Origin of the sequence: Thermanaerothrix solaris (assembly GCF_032334255.1) — a bacterium.
In the GTDB taxonomy this organism is placed as follows: domain Bacteria; phylum Chloroflexota; class Anaerolineae; order Anaerolineales; family Anaerolineaceae; genus Thermanaerothrix; species Thermanaerothrix solaris.
The window spans coordinates 876,200-896,989 of record NZ_JAUHMF010000001.1 but is presented as its reverse complement, the minus strand read 5'-3'; the positions used below and the strand labels follow the sequence as shown (position 1 = coordinate 896,989).

The following is a 20,790-nucleotide window of genomic DNA, read 5'->3' as shown; positions in this document are numbered from 1 at the left end:
CCTCCTTTAGGGTAACTATTTTCGGTTTTGTTTCTTTAATGTTTAGAGTGGCCTAAAAAGATGCCCGTGTTTGTTACAGGCATGGGATAGGATGGATAATTGGACATCTTATCGGGTTGGATCACCTCCCTTACTTGTTTTCCCGGTTGTTCAATGGTTAGTATATAGAATTAAACTTCCATGTGTCAATAATTTGCCTGTTTCATCTTGAAACACGCGAAAAAAGGATCCATTCCGTGTCGGTTGTCAATATCTTCCCCTTACCTGGGGCTCGGCGCGGGCACCAAGTTCTTCCGGGCGAGCCTTGGTTACCCGCACCACCGCGGCTTTATATTCGGGGATTTTTGCCTGCGGGTCGAGGATATCGTGAGTGAGCAGGTTGGCGGCAGCTTCGCGAAAATGGAAGGGGATGAACACCACCCCGGGGTTCGTTTTAGGCGTAACATGGGCGCGCAGGACGATCGAGCCGCGCCGTGACGTAACGCGCACAGCGTCGCCGTCTTGGATTCCTAAATGGGCCGCGTCCCCGGGATGAATGTCCACCAGTGGTTCTGGGAAAAGGTCGTCCAACCAGGAATGCCGGGTCAGCGTACCCCCATGCCAGTGTTCAAGCACTCGCCCGGTACTCAACACAAAGGGATAGTCCTCATCGGGCATTTCGGCGTTTGGCGTGTAATCAAGGGGATAGAATTTGCCTCGCCCGCGGGGGAATGTGTCCGCAAACAAGAAAGGTGTGCCCGGGTGCTGACGATCCCACACCGGCGTTTGTAACCCGCCCTCACGTTCTAAACGCTCATAGGTCACCCCGGCATACTCGGGAACGTAACGTCCCATTTCCTCTAAAACCTCGGAGGGGTGGCGGTAGTCCCAGTAAGCGGTCTGAGGGCGGCCGAGGCGCTTTTCAATGCGTTTGGCTAGATCGCAGATGATTTCCCAATCTGGTCGAGATTGGCCGCGCGGGGGAATGACCTGGCGCACGCGCTGAACACGGCGGTCGGTATTGGTGAAGGTGCCTTCCTTCTCGGCCCATGATGCGGCAGGCAGGAAAACGTCCGCGAAAGCACCGGATTCGTTAATGAAAAGGTCCTGGGCTACTAAGAATTCTAATTCCTGCATTTTCTTGCGAGTATGGTTCAAATTGGGTTCTGACATCATGGGATTTTCGCCCATGATGTAAAGCGCACGCACCCCACCCGGGCCAACACTACTGAGGATTTCGGTGGTGGTTAAGCCCAATTCGCGGCTTAAACCCCCCGGTTCAATGTTCCAGGCTTGTTCCCAACGGCGTGCGTTGTCCTCTACATCCACGCGTTGATAGCCAGGATAATGCCAGGGCATAGCGCCAGAGTCGGAAGCGCCTTGAACATTGTTCTGCCCCCGCAATGGATTTAAGCCGGTGCCGCGCCGGCCAATATGCCCGGTGAGCAAGGCTAGGTTAATCAAGCTGAGGGCATTCGCTACCCCGTGGCTGGATTCGGGAATGCCGAGTGCCCAGTAAATCGCGGCATTTTTGGCTGTGGCGTAGAGCCGTGCAGCTTCTATGATGAGGTCCCGATCTACTCCGGAGATGTTTTCGGCATATTCTGGGGTGAACTTTTCCATGGAGGCGGCAAAGGCCTCAAAATTCTCTGTGCGCTCGGCAATAAACTGCCGATTGTATAACCCTTCTTTGAGGATGACATGCGCCATAGCGGAAAAGACGGGTACGTCTGTGCCAGGCTTAATCGGCAAATAGAGGGTGGCGTAATCAACCATCTCAATGCGCCGTGGATCTACCACGATCAGTTTGGCGCCATATTTCCGCACGGCTGCCTTCATTTGCAAAGCGATGATGGGATGATTCTCAGTGGGGTTGCTCCCGGTCAGGATAAACACATCGTTTTCGATCACCTCGGCAGCAGTGTTACTCATCGCCGCTGAGCCGATAGCCATTTGGAGCGCAACCACACTGGCGGCATGGCACAGGCGGGTGCAATGATCCACGTTGTTGGTGCGGAACAAAGCGCGATACATCTTCTGAAGGAGGTAATTATCCTCATTGGTTGCCTTAGCGCAACAATAAACCGCCATGGCATGCGAGCCATCCTTTCGATAAATCTCGACCAAGCGGTCAGCCACATAATCGAGGGCTTCATCCCACGATGCCTCCCGCCATTCGGAGAGATCAAAAGCCTGGGTGCGTTCCCCGGGACGTTGCGGGGTTTTTCGGATCAGCGGAACCGTGATGCGTTGGGGATTGTAGATGAAGTCGTAACCGAAGCGCCCCTTGACACAAAGGTTGCCATGGTTGACCACCGCATCAAAAGGTGACGTTACCTTGTAGATAAAACCATCCCGGACATGGAGTTCCAGGTTACAACCCACACCACAAAAGGGACAAACTGTGGAAACAATGCATTCTGGAGTTAGCATGGCTTATACTCCCTTCATACTGTTAAATTGGCGCGGCGTTTTTTCCCCCGCCGTTCGCTGCGGGTTAATTGCATGATGGTCTCGGGGTTGTGACCTTGTTCTAAGAGCCACTCGCGTTTGGGCTTAAGAGCCCCAGTGGGGCATACGCCCACGCATTGACCGCAAAAGACACAGGTTGTTTCAGGCATGGCATGATGGAAAAAGGTGCTTATTTGGGTCTCATAGCCTCGCCCGCTGAAGTTGATGGCGTAAGTATACTGAGCGTCCTCGGCACAGACCTGAACACAGCGCCAACATAGAATGCATTTGGCATAATCCCGAATGTACATTGGGTTATCGTCAATCACTGGTGGCTCACGGCGCTGTGCATCAGGGAAGCGTTGAGGATCGGCGTTGTAGTTTTTAGCCATGGCTAAAATCTCGGGCGCTTCAGAGAGATCAACGCTTGAGTGAAGCATTTCCAAAATCGTGCGCCGGGCGCGTTGTACCCGCGCGCTATGGGTTTGAACCACCACCCCCTCTTGTACGTTTGCAATACAAGCAGGGACCAAAGCACGGGCGTTACTAACCTCGACTACGCAGATGCGGCATAACGCGTTGGCAGTGCAGTGCTCGTGATAACAGATGGTCGGAATCTCAATACCAACCTGCTGTGCGGCTTCCAAAATGGTCGTGTTGGGGTTGGCTTGGATCGTTTGTCCATCTATGGTGAGGGTGACAGGGGATGATTCCATGGCAAACCTCGGGTTGGGGTTGAGTCAGGCGGGTTGGGCGGGTTGAAACAGATGGGGCCAGTATTTGAGTGCGCTCAGGATGGCCGAAGCGGCAGTTTGCCCCAGGCCACACAAGGAGGCATCAGTCATAGTCCAGCCCACGTCTTGTAGTCGTTCGATATCGCCGGGTAAGAACTGGCCATTGCGCAGTCGTGCCAGGATTTCATATTGGCGTTGGGTGCCAATTTGACATGGGTAGCATTTTCCGCACGATTCCTCAGCAAAAAAGCGGGCCAATCGGTACAACACATCTCGCAAGTCGCGCTGGGCGTCAAAAACGGTAATCACCCCTGAACCCAGTGTCAATCCGGCAGAGCGTAACCCTTCAAAACTGAGTGGGGTATCCAGGTGATCAGAGGTGGCAAAGGTGCCCGCAGCTCCTCCGATCAAGGCTGCTTGAAAAGGAACATCACTGCGCAAGCCGCCCCCCAAATCGAAAATAAGATGCCGTAGGGTGACCCCGAAGGGAACTTCATATAGGCCTGGCTGGTGTACATCACCAGAAAGGCAGAAGAGTTTTGGTCCGGGCGACTTCTCAGTACCAATTTTGCGGTACTCTTTGGCTCCCAGGTTTAAAATCAGCGGCACATTCGCCAGTGTCTCAACATTGTTGATAACCGTGGGCTTCCCAAATAAGCCGTGTGTGGTGGGGAATGGGGGCTTTACCCGTGGAAAGCCGCGCTTGCCTTCTATGGATTCGAAGAGTGCTGTTTCCTCTCCGCAAATGTATGCCCCTGCACCACGGCGGATTTCAATATCAAATGAAAAGTCGCTCCCTAAAATGTGCGCTCCAAGCAGATTGGCAGTACGCGCTTCTTCAACTGCGCGCTGAATGGTATGATAGGCGTTGAGGTATTCGCCACGGATGTAAAAATATCCTTTCTCCGCTCCAATGGCATACGCCGAAATAATCATGCCCTCTAGGATCTGATGGGGATCATCTTCCATCAGCACGCGGTCTTTGAACGTGCCTGGTTCGGCCTCATCCGCGTTACAAACGACGTATTTGGGACTTCCTTGGGCTTGGGCAGCGCTTTCCCATTTTAGCCCAGTAGGGAAGGCTGCTCCACCTCGCCCCACTAATCCAGACGCCTTTATTTCCTCGATCACGCTTGTGGAGGACATTGCCAAGGCTTTCTTCAGTGCAGTGTAACCTCCATCGGCTAGATAGGCCTCCAAAGAGGTGGTCTGACCCGAACCGCAGCGCTTGGTTAATAAACGCAGGTCGCCGTCTACGTGGGTTTGCGGGCGGCGACCTGTCTTTGCAACGAGTTCCTGCCAAGTGCTTTCAGGAGAGGCTGTGGCCGGTGTATTTTGAATCAACAACGCAGGGGCATGATCGCACAATCCGAGGCAAGGTGCTTGCTCAATGGTGACGCTTACCAATTCACCGGTTTCCAGCGCATATTCAGCATGACGGCTGAGTTGCTTGAGCACAGTATCCGCACCTGCCAGGGCGCAAGCAGGATCGTTGCATACATGTATGATAACCTTGCCCACAGGCTCGGTGTGGAACAAGGCGTAAAATTCGAGAACCCCGAACACATCTGCCAATGGTATCCTTAACGTGCGGGCGATTTCCTCTGCCACCGGCTCAGGGATATAACCATAAAGGTCTTGTGCAGCATGAAGTGCGGGTAAAAGCGCCGTGCGTCCCTGAGGGGCGAGTTCAGAAAGCACAGGTTGTAGTAGAGCAAGATCGGGCGCAGACATAGGTTTATTCTCCAAAGTGGCTCGTGGGGCTAAAAAACACGGAAATCATACTAATTCACTTATAATTATACACAATCTTATGGCAAGTGTTTTCGTTCAAGCGGGAGGACAATCCCAACGCATGGGTACCAATAAGGCATTGGTGCCCTTTCTGGGTGAACCCCTTATCCAGCGGGTGATTCGTCGTGTCCGTCCTTTGGCTCGTGAAATCGTTATTGTTACCAATGACCCACAGCCTTACCTGGAATTAGGTTATCCGATTGTCGCCGATCGCATTCCCGGGCTAGGGGCATTAGGGGGGCTTTATACCGCTTTGAGCTATGCGCGCCACCCTTATGTCATCGTGATTGCATGTGACATGCCGTTTGTCAATTCGAGTTTATTGTTGGAAGCCCAAAATCGTCTGGTTCAGGGAGGGTGGGATGCTGTTCTTCCTCAGTCTGGTGAGGGCTTGGAACCCTTTCACGCGGTTTACCGCCGCGATACCTGTCTACCGGCCGTAGAGCGAGCTTTGAAAAGAGGGGAACGGCGCATGATTTCCTGGTTGCCAGAAGTGCGCTGGCAGGCTATCTCCTGGGAAGAGGTTAAGGTCATTGACCCTCAAGGCGTGGCTTTCATGAATGTGAACACACCCGAGGAACTAGCAAATGCCGAAGACCTAGCACGGACTGTTTACTTGGAATGAGGTACGTTCAGGGCAGATGTTATGAGTAGATCGTGTCGCGGCCAGCCTTGTAAGCGTTCAGGGTGAGCGTAAACATTAAACTGATTGCGCCGGGCGTAGCCGATTAATGTCATTCCATATTGTTCGGCCAGGCGAACCGAGAGTGCAGTTGGAGAGGTGCGAGAGACCAAAGCGTGCGCACCCAGGCGAGCCGCCTTTTGCAACATTTCGGATGAGATACGCCCAGTAGTAAAGAGGATGCGGCGCGGTGGGAAAACTTTTTGTAAAAGCATCGAACCGGCGATTTTATCCAATGTATTATGGCGGCCAATATCTTCGACTTGAATCAATAGGCGTTCGCCGTCGCCTAAAGCACTGCTGTGAATTCCGCGTGCGGCTTGATACAAATCCTGGGCTTGATAGAGTTGACTTAACCCGCTGAGGATTTCTTCTGGCGTAAAAGTTACTTCGGAATCATAACCCTGTAATGGAGAGGGATGGAATTCCGATTCCTGGCTGGTGATGCCACCACTGCATCCGGAGGTTTTCCGCCAGTGCGAGGGTTTTGGCACAGACCGGTTGAGCCACACATCCACATTGCACCCATTCTCACATACTTGAACTATGGCGACCTCCTCCGCTGATTGGATGATACCTTCATTGAAAAGAAACCCGATCGCGAGGGCTTCTAGATGTGTGGGGGTGCACATAAGCGTGATCCACCTCTCGCCGTTGACGCTAAGGTCTACTGGTGTTTCGGTAATGATCTCACTCTGGAGGTGGACCCAGTGCTGATTCTCAAAGTGCCAGTAGGATAACAAGTGTGTCCCTGTTTCCATAGATTCTACCTATACTCGGAGTTACCACTAAATAACTTTATAGCCTAATTTTACCTTAACCACTCGGAATTACAACCGGTAAGCATGGATTGCCCATCGGCCGGTCACTTCTGCTTGTGACGGGCTCAAAAAAGCAGACCAGATTATAAAAGCAATCCCCTAGGGCGGTATTGCACTGCCTCGGCGACATGGTGGGGCTGGATTTGGTCACAGCCTGCTAGGTCGGCAATGGTTCGGGCTACCTTGAGAATGCGGTGATAGGCGCGCGCCGATAGTTGATAGCGAGAAACTGCGGTTCGCAGCAGGGTGGCGGCAGTTTCCTCGAGTCTGCAATGTTCCCGCACTTCCGCCGGCCGCATTTCGGCATTACACGCGACCCCGTTGGTGCCAAAGCGTTGGCGCTGGCGCTCGCGGGCTACCTCGACTCGCTCACGCACAACCACTGAGGACTCACCCAAGCGGCGGTCGGCCATTTTCTCATAGTCCACCCGTGGCACCTCGATAAAGAGATCAATGCGGTCAAGTAATGGTCCCGAGACGCGTTTTTGGTACTTGGTTACCGTGCTGGGCGAGCAGGTGCACGCTTTTTGAGGGTCACCAAAATTGCCGCAAGGACAGGGGTTCATCGCGGCGACTAACTGAAAGTTGGCCGGAAACGTTAGGGATCCATTGGCACGGCTGATTGTGACAATTTTGTCCTCGAGTGGCTGGCGCAGCACTTCGAGCACGCGAGGGCTGAATTCGGGAAGTTCATCCAGAAAGAGGACGCCACGGTGAGCTAGTGAGATCTCACCTGGATGAGGCCAGTGTCCGCCACCTACCAGGCCGGCATGAGAAATAGTGTGATGAGGGGCGCGGAAAGGTCGAGACCGAACGAGCGGGCTATCTTCAGGGAGTTGGTCGGCCACGGAGTAGATGCGGGTGATATCGAGGGCTTCCTCAAGGGTCAACGTGGGTAAGATGGCTGGCATAGCGCGCGCTAGCAAGGTCTTACCGGCGCCGGGCGGGCCAATCATGAGCACATTATGTCCTCCAGCGGCGGCAATTTCCAGGGCGCGCTTGGCATGCTCTTGACCCTTGATCTCTTGAAAGTCAGTTTGCACCATGGTATTGGGCTCCCAGTTCAGTTGAACGGGTGGGTGAGGACGTAAAGGCTGATTCCCCAACAAGTGCCTCACCAGTTCTCCCAAGGTGGCCACGGCATAAACCTCAAGGTCGGGCATTAAGGCGGCTTCTGCAGCATCGGTGTGCGGTGCGAAGAGGCGTTGAAAACCCTGCTGGCGGGCTGTGGCGGCCATGGGTAATACCCCGCGCACATGCCGGACATTACCGTCCAGGGAAAGTTCACCTACCACCAAGGCCCCGTCGAGCGCTTCGAGAGGTATCTGCTCGCTGGCCATAAGCACACCCAGCGCAATGGGTAAATCATAAGCCGGACCCTCTTTGCGCACTGAGGCTGGTGCCAGGTTCACGGTCACGCGTTTGCGAGGATAAGTGAGGCCGCTGTTCTTGATCGCGGCTTGAACCCGCTCACGGCTTTCCTGGACGGCAGTATCGGGTAATCCCACGATCACCATGCCCGGCAGTCCGGGCGAGGCATCTACCTCAACCTCGACAATCACGCCGTCTAAACCGATCACAGCACATGAGAAGACGCGGGCTAGCATGAGGTTAGTTTAGGTTTAGAGTTCGGTTTTGTCAACTGACGGCGTGCAGGAAGTTTTTCGTAATTCAATCAGCGCGAAAGATGTGGGTGATAATATTGGACCCGCTCCCACCAATATTCTGAGTCATGCCGATTTTAGCCCCTTCTACCTGGGTGGCACCGGCTTCTCCCCGCAGTTGTTGCACAACCTCAACGATCTGGTAAACGCCGGTTGCACCGACCGGATGCCCGCGAGCCTTGAGCCCGCCCCGGGTGCAGATGGGAATGCGTCCACCGATTTGGATCTCGCCTTCCAAAGCCAACCGCGGGCCCTGACCGCGTTCGGCAAAGCCACAAGCCTCTAACGAAAGGGCGGACATAATGGTAAAGGCATCGTGGAGTTCAAAGATATCAATATCCTCTGGACCTACTCCCGCTTGAGCATAAGCCTGACGGGCGGAACGCTCGGCAGCACGCAGCCAAAGCGCATCCTTTCGGCTGGCTACGGAAATGGTATCTGTTGCGGCGGCCGAAGCAATCACGCGAACGCAGGGCTTGGGGGGATAGCGATGAAGATGTTCAACTGGCACCAAAACCACGGCGGCGGCACCATCTCCCATCGGTGAAGCGTCCATCAGGTTAATGGGTGGGGTGATCATCGGTGCTTTTTCGTAGTCTTGCTGAGTTAGCGGGGAGTGAAAACGTGCGTAAGGATTATGTAACGCATTTTGATGCGAGTTGATTGAGAAAGGCGCAAAATGCTCATGACGCCAGCCATATTCGTGCATGTAACGGCGCATGATTAAGGCATTAAGGGCGACAAAAGACACCCCATAAGCCGATTCCCAATCCGCATCGGCCGCAGTGGCTAACTCGGCGGTGATCTCGTCCCCTGGCGAATCGGACATTTTTTCCACCCCCACCACCAAAGCAACATCCAAAACCCCAGATGCTACTGCCATCAGGGCAGCCCGAAAGGCGGCTGACCCGGAGGAACAAGCCGTTTCGAGGTGCATGGCATCGGCATAACGCAAACCCGCCCAATCCGCAATATAAGCCCCTAGTTGTTGTTGTTGATTCGCCGAGCCAGCCATCATGTTGCCGACGAATACCCCATCTACACGGGTGATACCCGCATCCTGCAAAGCGGCTAGGGCGGCTTCGCCAGCCAGTTCACGCAATGATTTTTCCCAATGCTCCTCGATGGAAGTTTGCCCTATGCCCAAAACAGCGACTTCGCGCATGAAATACCCTCACAATGTAGTGTTGATTGAGATTATAGTCAGGAGGACTGTCATTTTCTATCAACTTGCAGGTGGTGGATAAACCTGTGGGGTAGGTATAATTGGGAGCGTGCATTTTGATTCGTCCTGGCGGCCAAATAGATCCTGGGTATATGACATCCTTGTTATCACGGGTGTCCTGAGTTTCATTCTGGTGAGTTGTCAGAGCGGTCGCGTTCCCCTTTCTGCTCAGGTGACCGATCCTCCGCTTGCGCTATCGGCGTCTCTCACAGTGACCCCGACAACATTCGGGAAGACGTTCGACATGCCGGATTCCCACGCTACTCAAGAACCTAAAGATGAAGCGATAGCGCTTAGCGCCAAGGGTCTGCCTGCGCTACTGGTAAGGGCATTGCGTCAGGCGGGTTATCTTGTAGAAGAGGGTGGAGTAGGGACTGTTGTTGAGCCAACACCTTGGGATAGCAAAGCCCAGGATGACGATCAAATCGTTGCCAGGTGGTTGCTCCTGTTGGTAGCGCCATTTCCCACAACCGTAGATGGGGTGGCTTGGAGTGATTTCTACGCGGCCTGGCGGGGCGAACGTCCCTGGATGGACCCTACCACCGTTTGGGGTGGACAACCCTTGTTGATGAGCCCTTCAACATTGGAGATACTGCGGAAGGTGTGGGGAACACCGGCTACCGAGGTCGTTCGGGTTGAACCTGAAGAGAGAATACAGGAAGCGGCCTGGGCACAACATGCTTGGGCTATTATCCCTTTTGAGGATCTCGATCCACGCTGGAAGGTGCTCAAAATTGACGGATGGACCGGCCTTGAATCTGATGCCAAAGCATTCCCTTTGTGGATATCGTTTGGCGTAAAAACTCCTGTGAATATGTCCCAGGTAGTAGTGACCAACTATCGGCCCGAACACCTGGTTTCGGTGATCCTGAGCGGCACAACGGCACTGGTGCGTTATACCGCATTACGGATGGAAGAGAAAGGTACGGATTACCCTGGTCTGGTGCTCGCGCCGCTCTTGCGTTCGGCAGATATTCTTCATATTAGCAATGAGGTTTCGTTCGATCCCAATTGCCCTCCCGCTAAACCCTTGCGGCGGGAAGCGCGCTTTTGTAGCGATCCCCGTTACTTGAGCCTGCTTGAGTTTATTGGCGCTGATGTGATTGAATTAACCGGAAATCACTTATTGGATTGGGGTGAAGAGCCTTTTCTTTATACTTTGAATCTCTATCAACGGGCGAATCTGCCTTATTATGGGGGTGGGGCTAATCGCGAGGAAGCCCAAGGTGTGCTGAAGATGGCCGTGAAGGGCACGCGTTTAGCCTTTTTGGGATGTAATGCGGTTGGGCCTGAGGCAGCTTGGGCGACGCAGGACAAAGCCGGTGCGGCGCCATGTGATATGGAGGGCTTGATCAAACGGGTTAAAACATTACGTAGCGAGGGCTATCTGCCAATTGTGACCTTTCAGCATTTGGAAGTGGATGATTTCAAACCTGCCAGTCAGGCGCGTTATGATTTCCAGGCTGTGGCTCAGGCAGGAGCGGTGGTGGTGAGCGGTAGCCAGGCACACTTCCCACAGGGGTTTTCGTTTGAGAATGAGGCATTTATCCATTATGGCTTGGGTAACCTGTTTTTCGACCAGATGTTTTACTGGAATCGGCGTGCCTTTCTAGATCGGCATTTGTTTTACGAGGGGCGTTATCTGGGTGTGGATTTGGTTACCATTATTCTGGAAGATTATGCCCAACCGCGCTTGATGACTTCAACCGAGCGGGAAGAACTGTTACAGGCGGCCTTTTCCGCGAGTGATTGGTGAAGATTCTCATCGAGGTGAAACACCATGCGACGCCTTACTTATCTATTTTTGTTGGCTGTAGTGATCCTCTCCGGATGTAACGGAACACCTCAACCATTACTACCTCAGGGCACTCTTTACCCTTCTGAAGCGACGCTTACGCCCTTTCAGCCCTTGAGTACGACAACATCCGAGCCAATCCTGACTACGCTGGTGCCATTGCGACTCTGGCTACCTGCTTACCTACCCGAGGGGTTGCGTCGCCAGATTGCTGAGATCCCGGTAGAGATGGCCAACTCAGAGACCAACGCTAATATTACCTTGGCTTTGGGAAAACCCGAGGAGGGCATACCCTGGGTTTATGCGCTGGTGGCTCCATTTCCGACCATAAGGGATGACATCTCTTTGCAAGACCTTCTGCGTGCCTGGCGGGATGAAGCCAATCCGTTGGAAGGCCCCATTTACGTTTCACCATCTACGCTTGAGATAATGCAGAACATATTGGGACCCGCTGGTCAAAATGTACGGGTTGAAGACGAGGCCGTGTTACTTGAAAGCACTTGGGCGGCTCGTCCGGCATTTGCGATCATTCCCTTTGAAACGTTGGAACCGCGCTGGAAGGTCATTCGGGTTGAGGAACAATCACCCATAGATAAGCACTTTGATCCTCAGGCTTACCCTCTCACGGCATGGTTCACGTGGCAAGGGGAGGCATCACGCATTGCGGAGATGGAAAATCGGTTAAAAACTGCTGGGGTGACCCTGCATTCTAATCGCGATGCAGAGAAACTGACAGTTCTGGTCATGACCGGTGTTACCGCACTGGTGCGGGCCACGGCAGCCAAGATGGAAGAAAAAGGGGTAACTTATCCGGCTCGGGATGTGGGGGATCTTCTCCGAGATGCCGATCTAACGCATATCAGCAATGAAGTCTCATTTAGTCCTAAGTGTCCGCCACCTAATCCCAATCAGACCTCGCTTATCTTTTGCAGTGATCCCAAATACATCGAGTTATTGGACTATGTAGGAACGGACATCCTCGAATTGACCGGGAATCATGGCGTTGATTGGGGGCGGGATGCCTTGCTCTATTCCCTTGATCTTTACCGTCAACGGGGCTGGGCGTTCTTTGCCGCGGGTGAAAATGAGGCCCAGGCTAAAGCAGCGGTCACCGTGGAACACAATAGCAATCGCTTCGCTTTCATCGGTTGTAATCCAGCCGGCCCGGCATTTATCTGGGCCACGGCAGATTTGCCCGGCGTTGCTAACTGCGACTATCCCTGGATGGAAGCGGAGATCCGCCGCTTGAAGGAAGCTGGTTATTTGGTCATTGCGACTTTCCAGTATTTCGAATCCTATCGTCCAGATGTATTGCCCTATGAACAACAAGACTTCCGAAGATTGGCGGACGCGGGTGCCGTGATCGTCAGTGGGAGTCAAGCTCATCACCCAATGGCGATGGAATTCTACAACGGAAGTTTTATCCATTATGGGTTAGGAAACCTCTTCTTTGACCAGATGCATGTATATGTCAATGATCGCTTAATTGAAGGCACACGCAAAGGGTTTATTGATCAACACGTGTTTTATAATGGTCACCATATCAGTACGGTATTGATCACGACCATGCTGGAGGACTACGCGCGTCCTCGCTTGATGACCCCAGAGGAACGGGCAGCGTTCTTGAGTCAGATGTTTTCTGTTTCGGGTTGGTAATTTTCATGATCGGAGGAGACCATGCGCAAGATTCACGATATCTCATTAACCATTGGGCCCGATCTACCGACCTGGCCCAGCGATCCCAGTGTCCGTATTGAACGTGTCAGTAAAATCGAGGAGGGCGCCAATGCCAACGTTTCCAAGGTCGAGATGGGGTTGCATACTGGCACTCACTTGGATGCACCCTATCATTTTCTCCCGAATGGTGCCCGCCTGGAAAGCCTTGCGCTGGAAGTCCTTATAGGACCGGCACAGGTGATTGAAGTCCCCGAGCATTTCGCGGAGATCACCGCCGATGTGTTCCAGCACTTCCCCTTAGCACCTGGTGTGCAGCGTGTTTTGTTTAAGACCCGCAATTCGCGCTATTGGGCCGAGGGTGAGAAAACGTTTCGGCCGGACTTTGTGGGTATTACGCAGGATGGGGCAGAATATTTAGTTGAGCAGGGGGTGCGTTTGGTGGGGATTGACTATCTTTCGGTAGCACCCTATAAACGTTCTCGCCCTACCCACGAAGTATTACTGCAAGCGGGCGTCGTAATTATTGAGGGATTGGATTTATCTCAGGTGAGATCAGGCCTTTATCATCTGATCTGCCTTCCGATCAAGTTTCAGGGCGTAGAAGGTGGTCCGGCGCGGGCTATTCTGATTGAAGAGTCGGCTGATCATTAAAGGCGGCTGATCAATTCTATATTCAGGGCTTGTAAACTATCGGTGCGCTCCGAGCGAGCCAGTTCAAATTCAAAAATGTAATTGCGGGTAGGGAGTTGCCCGGGGCGCACCCCTTCGGGTAAATTCGAATCGTGGAAAAAGACCGAGCCATAAGGTGAATTGGGATTGCGAGTGTCGGTCAGCCAAAGGTTGGGTGCGATGGTTTTGAGGTAGCGCATGAATCCATAACCCTGATCGCTGTGCCAGTAACACCAACCACGGACACGAGAGCCGATTTCCCCCCAAGGGGGCAAGTCATTGCGAGGTGAAGTAACTGGGATCAAGTTGGGTATAAGGTAACCCGAAATAAAGAAGTCGGCCTCGTGGCGTAATTTACTGGAGACATTATCCAATGCCACGACTTCGACCCGACAGCCTTTATCCTGCAGTGCGCGCACGACCTGCACGAAATCTCCATCACCGGAGACCAGGAGCACGCGGTCAAGATTTACCGACTGGAGCAAAGCATCAACTGCTAACTCGAGATCTGCATTGGCTTTACCATAACGCACGCCGTTTTCATCCACAAACCAACTGATTTCTTTGACAATGACTTTATAACCTAAGTCGCGCAAGGCTGAATGAAAGTTTTGGGTGCCTTTGCGATACGATTCATCGCGTTCGGCGCGTTCGTGATCATAACTGACATAGGCATTCAAACGCACTAATTCCGCTTCATCGCGGCAGGCGAATTCACGCAGGACATCATACTGCATGCGTTGACCCCCGTTGAGATAAATATTGGATACATCTACATACACACCGACTTTTGCAAATGACATAAAGTGCCCCATGATCTGGAATTTGCTTTCCTTATCACTGATAATTTTAACCTTGAACTTCTCTATGGCTACCAGAAGAAGCAACCCAAAGGGGCTAAATTAAGAATCAGGGTAGGGTAAAATCAAAGCATATGCGCTGGATGAAAGTTTTCGCCGTAGCACTTTTAGTTGCACCAAGCGTAACGTTGTTCTCCGTCGGTTGTCAAGTATCAAGCGTATGGGGAGGAGAAGCAGTTCCATCTCCTTTTCTCCTCTTCTCACCAACAAATGCTACACCGATTGCACCTGGCGAAAGTGTTCAACCGCTTGCTATATTACCCTCAGCCACGGTAATTTTTCTTCCTTTGGAAGAAACTGTCCGACCGTCTTTATCCCCTTTGCCTTGCGAATTGGCGGCAGCGGGCAATCCCCTGGATGTCACGATCCCGGACGATACACCGATTGAGCCCGGCCAGCGTTTTATTAAGACCTGGCGTTTGGTCAATCGCGGAGCATGTGTGTGGGATGGTACGTATAGTGTGATATGGATCTCGGGGGATAACCTTGCACCTTTTACAGCCTATCCTCTTCCAACGCGCGTTTTACCTGGAGAAACGGTGGATATCAGTATCGAAATGATGGCACCACCCTGGCAAGGGCGATACACCAGTTATTGGATGCTGCGATCTCCCTCCGGAAAACTATTCGGTTTAGGGCCTTCCGGCAGCGCTCCGTTCTGGGTGCGGATTCAGGTGCCGGCGCTTGATACTGCGACCCTTCTACCCGCGCCTACGCTTTCACCTACCCCTATTGCGCAGGAAGGACAGATAACGCTTACAGTATCACAAGGGATCCATCTTTCCGATCTCACGCTTCATCAGGATCTTTCTGAGGTAGATTTTTGGGTGGAACGCTCAGCGGGGGGAATGGTTCTGAGTCCTCAGTATGAAGCTCAGTGGGGTGTTTTGCCTTTTGCCGAGACACCAACGATTGGCCGTTGTTTGGAGTTAACGCGAGAGACGGCGCCAATACCATTGCAAGGAGAATCGTTCTTTCCCTCTCTCTGTGTGCGTTCCACGGACGGTGCGGTGGCATTCTTTGAGGTTGTTCGTGTAGATGAGGAGCAGGGACTGGTAGATATTCATTACATTCGTTGGCGAACACCCTAAATGATTCCTTAACCATATTCTCTTTTTTTCACGGAGTCCTGATATGAACTTAGACGACCTAACGACATTCAACCAACTCGACCGCTCTAATATGTATGATGAAATTGACCGTCTTCCAGATCAACTGGCGCATGCATGGAAGCAGGGAATGCAGTTTCCACTAAATATCAAGTCCCCGATTCGTCAAGCGGTTATCGCTGGAATGGGGGGCTCCGCTATCGGCGCCGATCTCTTTATTGCGTTTAGTGAACCTTTTCTGAGGGTACCTGTATTAGCCTGCCGTGAGTATCAATTGCCGGCTTGGGCAAATGGTCCCGAAACGCTGGTTGTGGGCTCGTCACACTCAGGCAACACCGAAGAAACACTGGCGGCGGTGAAGCAGGCTGGCGAACGCGGTTGTCAGGTTGTGGTCATCACCACCGGTGGAGAACTGGCCACGCTCGGACAAGGGGCCGGTTGGGATGTGTGGCAATTTGAGCATGCCGGGCAACCCCGGGCTGCCGTTGGCTTCTCGTTTGGTTTTCTGCTGGCTTTATTCTATCGTGTAGGACTGATTCCAGATCCCCAAAATGAGATTGAACGGGCGCTTCAGGCTATGCGGGAGCAACAGCGCTGGTTGGGTAAAGAGATACCGGTCGTTCAAAATCCCGCCAAGCGACTGGCCGGCCAACTGATGGGACGCTGGGTGGTGGTTATAGGATCGGACGTGGCAGCACCGGTGGCGCGGCGTTGGAAAGGACAAATCAATGAACTGGCAAAAGCGTGGGCGCAGTTCGATGTGTTACCGGAGGCAGATCACAACACCCTGGCTGGGGTTGAGAATCCCGAAGCGCTTCTCGAAAAAATGATGGTGCTCTTTCTGCGCACGTCCTCCGATCACCCCCGTAACCGCTTGCGCAGTGAATTAACCTTGCAGGCCTTTCTCACTGCCGGCATCAATGTGGATTTTGTTCATGGCAAAGGTGAGGGGCGCATGGCGCATCAATGGACGCTGTTGCATTTTGGCGATTACCTGGCTTATTACCTGGCGATGGCGTATGGGGTGGATCCTACGCCGGTACAAGCCATCGAAGGTCTAAAAACAGCGATGAAACAATAAGCAAAAACCGAGAGCACGGGAGGTCACTAGGCCTCCCGTGCTTTTGATTCAGGTTTGAGGATCAATTATCTTGTGCGCAGTGGGTAAGAGCAAAGCGGCAATAAGTGCCTTAAACGCATCCCCGGGGAGGAAAGGAAGGATACCCCCAAGCCAAGCCTTTTCGAGGCCGATAAAGCGGGATAACACCAACGCTCCCAACCCCAGAATGATCGCTTCCCCAATCGCAAACATGGCGGCTACCCGTAGGATCGAACGATCCCAACCTCTTTCGGCTAAGTGACCAACCACATAGGCGGCGAGAATAAAGCCCAAAAGGTAGCCACCGGTTGGGCCAAACACATGATTCCAGCCGCTGGCCCCACCCGCAAAAAAGGGTAACCCTAGACTCCCTGCAAGCAAATAAAGTCCGAGGCTGAGCGCCGCTCGTGAACTACCCATGGTTGCGCCAACTAAAAATACCCCCAGAGTTTGACCGGTGATAGGAACTGGGGTGAAAGGTAAAGGGATGCGGATCTGTGCAAGCCCTGCCACGAGAAGGCTTCCGGCAGCCACCAATAAGATATTAGGCAATCCACTTGAACGAAGCCCAATACGAGCAGTTAGCGTTAGCGCTAGGGGACGATTCATACCTCTCACCTCATTTGTGTAAGTTCAGGATGGTTATCTTTTGAGAATTAACACGCAACGGGTTTCAGGGGTGCGTAATAGACATGGTTTTATAATCATACCAATATGAGGCATGAAGTCCGGCGCTTGCTTGATTGGGTTCATTCACAAAGAGGGGATTTCTTCCTGGTGCTTGCCACGGGGATGACCCTAGGGGGCTTAATTGTTTTTCAGGCTTATACGCTGGCTTACATTTTGGATGCTGCTTTTATCCATCACCACTTTCGCGCAGACCTTTATCCTTGGCTGGGTATATTGTTAGGGGTGATTGCCACCCGGGCTGTAGCAACATGGGTAAACGAAGTGGCAGCCCAACGGTTAGCCGTCCGCATAAAAGCCCAATTGCGTGGTGAGTTACTGCGCGCCATTCTACATGCCGGACCCGCTTATCTGAAGACTCAACCCGCAGGTGACTTGACAGCGACGCTGATGCAGGGGATTGAATCATTAGAGCCTTTCTTTGCCTACTATCTCCCCCAGATTGTGTTGGCTGCTGGGGTGCCTGTGTTGATATTAGCCGTGGTGTTTCCGTTGGACTGGTTAACCGGAATCATCTTTTTATTTACTGCGCCCTTAGTTCCTTTGTTTATGATCCTGATTGGCCGCATGGCGGAACGGGTAACCCGTCGTCAATGGCGAGCGCTCCAACGTCTGAATGACTATATTTTGGACACGATACAGGGACTGGTCAGCCTGAAAGCCATGGGACGCACCCGGGACCGTGAAGTGCGCTTAGGGCGGGTGAGTGACGCTTATTACGCCACAACCCTGTCGGTCTTGCGGGTTACGTTTCTTTCTGCCTTGGCGATGGAATTGATCAGCACGATTAGCACGGCTTTGGTGGCGGTAGAAATTGGACTGCGACTTCTTTACGGGCGTTTGGATTTTCTCCAGGCTTTCTTTATCCTCTTAATCGCCCCTGAGTTCTATTTGCCCCTGCGGATGCTGGGCCAGCGTTTCCATGCTGCCATGTCGGGAATAGACGCGGCGCAATCCATTTTCTCTCTGCTGGACGAGGCTGCAGAAAAATCAACTTTCTCTCGCCTCGTTTTAGAGGTTAAGTCTCAAACGCCATCCGTTACGCTGAAGACACCACCTCAACGTATTCGTTTTGAAAGCGTGAGTTTTGTTTATCCGGGGCGGCCAGAATTGACTCTGCAAGAGGTTGGGTTTGAAATTCACCATGGTCAAAAGGTAGCCCTGATCGGTCCAAGTGGTGCGGGTAAAACCACCCTGGCGTATCTACTGCTGGGCTTTCTACAGCCAACACAAGGACAAATCTGGGTGGATGACGTGCCGCTGGCGCAGATTCCATTTGTCGAATGGCGGCGCTGGATAGCCTGGGTACCTCAAATGCCCTATCTTTTCAATGCCAGCCTGGCCTGGAATGTTCGTATGTCGCGTCCAATGGCTTCAGAAAATGCTTTTCGGGAGGCTATTCGCCAGGCTGGCCTGGAAGAGATAGGTGCACGGTATCCTCAAGAGTGGGAACGAGAGATTGGTGAATGGGGAAGGGCAATCAGTGGCGGTGAGGCCCAGCGGGTTGCCCTGGCTCGCGCCTTCCTAAAAGATGCCCCCATTTTGGTTATGGATGAGCCTACGGCTCATCTCGATCCGGATCTGGAGGTTTATTTAGAGCGGCATCTTCGTGCGTTGTGGGAGGGACGCACCTGTCTCATTATTGCGCACCGCTTGAGCACGATTCAAAATGCTGATTGGGTGTTGGTGTTGGATCATGGACGTATTCGGGTTCAGGGTAAGCCGTCGGATCTGCTTGGTCGGCTTACCCCAGATATGACCCGTTGGACTATGGGGGGAGAACCATGATAATCATAGGAAGGTTAGTGCGTTTTTTGAAGCCCTTTGTTGTCCAGGCTGGGGTCTCCATCGTTCTTGGGGTTGCAGCCATTGCGACCAGTATTGGCCTGCTGGGCACAGCGGCGTATCTGATTGCTCAGGCGGCTCTGCATCCTTCTATCGCGGAATTGCATATTGCCATTGTGGGGGTACGATTCTTTGGTCTGGCACGCAGCATTATTCGCTACCTGGAACGCTGGGTATCTCATGGGGTCAACTTGCGGCTGCTGGGGCAATTACAACGATGGCTTTATCGCACCCTGGTGCCTTTACTACCAGCGCGGCAAACCCTTCTCCCTAGCGGTGATGTCCTTCATCGTTCGATCACGGATTTGGAAAATTTGGAGAATTTTTACGTTCGTTTTATTTCTCCCTCCCTGGTCATGATGGTCACTACGATAGGGATGGTCTGGTTCAGTGGTTTATTATCACCGGCTTTTTGGCCGTGGGTAGCAGTAGGATTGGTTGGGGCGGGAGGGTTAACGCCGTTGCTGGTTTATGCTTTTCAGAATAAGCCCACGCTGCGACAAGTTGAAACGGGTGCTGCTCTCAATACTCGGATAGTGGAATTTATCCAGGGCATGGAGGATTACCTGCTCTATGGACAAGAAGATTTTATCCTTGCCCAAGTTGAGCGTCTTGAGTCAACGTATCATCATCTTCAACTACGTCGTGCTCATTACCGTGGGTTGGGCGATGGATTAAGCCTGGCGTGGATAGGGATGACCGTGTGGTTAGTCCTTTGGTTTGGGATTGATCCCGTAGCCCGAGGAGAGTTTAGCGGGGTATTGCTGGTTGTATTGGTGGCAGTTATCCTCGCAAGCAGTGAAGCCGTAAGCGCCATTTTGCAAGGAGCACAGAATTTACCGTTGGCTTTGCATTCTGCTCGGCGGTTATTGGAATTGGAGGGGATGGCTTCACGAGTCGCGGTGGGGGGAGAAGTTAAGGATAAATCTGTTGTGAGGCGGCCGGATATCCTGGTGCGTGACCTTTCTTTCCGGTATGCACCGGATATGCCCCTTGTCCTGGATCGGATAAACCTCTCCATACCATTTGGATATCATATCGGATTGTTGGGGCCAAGCGGAGCAGGAAAATCCACCTTAATCCATTTATTGCTTCGTTTTTGGGCAGTAGAGCAGGGCGAAATATACCTTGGGGGGGTGCCGCTGGCCAACTGGGATGAAGAAACCCTGCACCAGACGTTCATGGTGCTTGAACAGCGGCCATACATTTTCAGTGAAACTTTACGTGGTAATTTGTCGCTCGGGGCGCCGCAGGCGGATGAGTCTCAGTTATGGTGGGCGCTGGAGCAGGTGGAATTGGCGGATTGGGCGCGTCGTTTACCCGAAAGATTGAATACATGGGTGGGAAACCTGGGTCTGCAATTGAGCGGTGGAGAACGTCAGCGTTTGGCGTTGGCGCGGGTGTTCCTTAGTGAGGCCCCAGTGATTATTCTGGATGAGCCAACCGTCCATCTGGATTGGACCCAAGCCACGCGAATTACTGGGCGTCTCATAGCTTGGGCTGAAAGACGAACGCTGATCTGGATTACCCATCTTCCGTATGGGTTAGACTGGCTGGATGAGATTGTGGTCTTGCGCCAAGGACAAATTGTGGAACAAGGCACTCCCCAAGAGTTGGAGCAGGGTCGCGGGTTCTACACGCGGATGCTGAACTTGGCGCGCCGTTACGCGAATGGTTTCGCCGCTTAATCGGGCTCTGT

The 20,790-nt window shown here is 52.8% G+C and carries 16 protein-coding genes; 8 read left to right on the top strand and 8 right to left on the bottom strand.

Features of this window, described 5'->3' with window-relative positions; translation table 11 throughout:
• Positions 1 to 246: 246 nt before the first annotated feature.
• From fdhF to QYE77_RS04035, 3 genes are read right to left on the bottom strand one after another with little or no spacing between them, the layout of a single operon-like run.
• Positions 247 to 2,412 (bottom strand): formate dehydrogenase subunit alpha, encoded by a 2,166-nt coding sequence (fdhF, locus tag QYE77_RS04045; RefSeq protein WP_315624080.1) that lies wholly within the window; start codon positions 2,410 to 2,412, stop codon positions 247 to 249.
• A gap of 14 nt (positions 2,413 to 2,426) precedes the next feature.
• Positions 2,427 to 3,146 carry a 2Fe-2S iron-sulfur cluster-binding protein gene (locus tag QYE77_RS04040; protein WP_315624079.1) on the bottom strand — a complete coding sequence of 240 codons (720 nt, stop codon included), beginning with the start codon at positions 3,144 to 3,146 and terminating at the stop codon, positions 2,427 to 2,429.
• Positions 3,147 to 3,170: 24 nt separating this feature from the next.
• The gene (locus QYE77_RS04035) at positions 3,171 to 4,898 is read right to left on the bottom strand and encodes an NAD(P)H-dependent oxidoreductase subunit E (protein WP_315624078.1); all 1,728 of its coding nucleotides are present in this window, start codon (positions 4,896 to 4,898) and stop codon (positions 3,171 to 3,173) included.
• Between the two features lie 121 nt (positions 4,899 to 5,019).
• Between QYE77_RS04035 and mobA the strand changes: the two genes are divergently transcribed.
• A complete protein-coding gene (gene mobA, locus QYE77_RS04030) occupies positions 5,020 to 5,583 on the top strand; it encodes a molybdenum cofactor guanylyltransferase (RefSeq protein ID WP_399389446.1) in 564 nt (187 codons plus the stop codon).
• On the opposite strand, the gene fdhD is transcribed toward mobA, so the two are convergent.
• From fdhD to QYE77_RS04015, 3 genes are all read right to left on the bottom strand, one after another.
• Positions 5,571 to 6,401: a formate dehydrogenase accessory sulfurtransferase FdhD gene (gene fdhD, locus QYE77_RS04025; RefSeq protein WP_315624076.1), complete on the bottom strand. Its 831-nt coding sequence runs from the start codon at positions 6,399 to 6,401 to the stop codon at positions 5,571 to 5,573. The genes mobA and fdhD overlap by 13 nt on opposite strands.
• Before the next feature lie 143 nt (positions 6,402 to 6,544).
• Positions 6,545 to 8,068, bottom strand: coding sequence for a YifB family Mg chelatase-like AAA ATPase (locus QYE77_RS04020; RefSeq protein WP_315624075.1), 1,524 nt, complete (start codon positions 8,066 to 8,068; stop codon positions 6,545 to 6,547).
• 64 nt (positions 8,069 to 8,132) lie between these two features.
• Positions 8,133 to 9,290, bottom strand: a complete 1,158-nt coding sequence (locus QYE77_RS04015) for a thiolase domain-containing protein (RefSeq protein WP_315624074.1) — start codon at positions 9,288 to 9,290, stop codon at positions 8,133 to 8,135.
• Between the two features lie 304 nt (positions 9,291 to 9,594).
• Here QYE77_RS04015 and QYE77_RS04010 point away from each other — a divergent pair, with 304 nt between their 5' ends.
• Genes QYE77_RS04010 through QYE77_RS04000 form a run of 3 tightly spaced genes read left to right on the top strand, consistent with a single transcriptional unit; the run spans position 9,595 to position 13,473 of the window.
• Positions 9,595 to 11,106, top strand: a complete 1,512-nt coding sequence (locus QYE77_RS04010) for a CapA family protein (protein ID WP_315624073.1) — start codon at positions 9,595 to 9,597, stop codon at positions 11,104 to 11,106.
• Positions 11,107 to 11,130: 24 nt separating this feature from the next.
• Complete coding sequence (locus tag QYE77_RS04005) at positions 11,131 to 12,801, top strand: CapA family protein (RefSeq protein ID WP_315624072.1); 1,671 nt, start codon at positions 11,131 to 11,133, stop codon at positions 12,799 to 12,801.
• Between the two features lie 21 nt (positions 12,802 to 12,822).
• Positions 12,823 to 13,473 (top strand): cyclase family protein, encoded by a 651-nt coding sequence (locus QYE77_RS04000; RefSeq protein WP_315624071.1) that lies wholly within the window; start codon positions 12,823 to 12,825, stop codon positions 13,471 to 13,473.
• Here the strand turns inward: QYE77_RS04000 and QYE77_RS03995 are convergent.
• Positions 13,470 to 14,294, bottom strand: coding sequence for a LabA-like NYN domain-containing protein (locus QYE77_RS03995; protein ID WP_315624070.1), 825 nt, complete (start codon positions 14,292 to 14,294; stop codon positions 13,470 to 13,472). The two genes, QYE77_RS04000 and QYE77_RS03995, sit on opposite strands and share 4 nt — an antisense overlap.
• Before the next feature lie 140 nt (positions 14,295 to 14,434).
• On the opposite strand from QYE77_RS03995, the gene QYE77_RS03990 reads away from it, so the two are divergent.
• Together QYE77_RS03990 and QYE77_RS03985 are read left to right on the top strand one after the other, a co-directional pair.
• The gene (locus QYE77_RS03990; RefSeq protein ID WP_315624069.1) at positions 14,435 to 15,442 is read left to right on the top strand and encodes an NBR1-Ig-like domain-containing protein; all 1,008 of its coding nucleotides are present in this window, start codon (positions 14,435 to 14,437) and stop codon (positions 15,440 to 15,442) included.
• A gap of 43 nt (positions 15,443 to 15,485) precedes the next feature.
• Positions 15,486 to 16,541, top strand: coding sequence for a bifunctional phosphoglucose/phosphomannose isomerase (locus QYE77_RS03985; protein WP_315624068.1), 1,056 nt, complete (start codon positions 15,486 to 15,488; stop codon positions 16,539 to 16,541).
• Between the two features lie 48 nt (positions 16,542 to 16,589).
• Here QYE77_RS03985 and QYE77_RS03980 read toward each other — a convergent pair whose 3' ends face one another.
• Positions 16,590 to 17,168 carry a biotin transporter BioY gene (locus QYE77_RS03980; RefSeq protein ID WP_315624067.1) on the bottom strand — a complete coding sequence of 193 codons (579 nt, stop codon included), beginning with the start codon at positions 17,166 to 17,168 and terminating at the stop codon, positions 16,590 to 16,592.
• Between the two features lie 105 nt (positions 17,169 to 17,273).
• Between QYE77_RS03980 and cydD the strand changes: the two genes are divergently transcribed.
• Positions 17,274 to 19,034 (top strand): thiol reductant ABC exporter subunit CydD, encoded by a 1,761-nt coding sequence (cydD, locus tag QYE77_RS03975; protein WP_315624066.1) that lies wholly within the window; start codon positions 17,274 to 17,276, stop codon positions 19,032 to 19,034.
• A complete protein-coding gene (gene cydC, locus QYE77_RS03970) occupies positions 19,031 to 20,779 on the top strand; it encodes a thiol reductant ABC exporter subunit CydC (RefSeq protein ID WP_315624065.1) in 1,749 nt (582 codons plus the stop codon). Before cydD ends, cydC begins: the two co-directional genes overlap by 4 nt.
• The last annotated feature ends 11 nt before the right edge of the window (positions 20,780 to 20,790 follow it).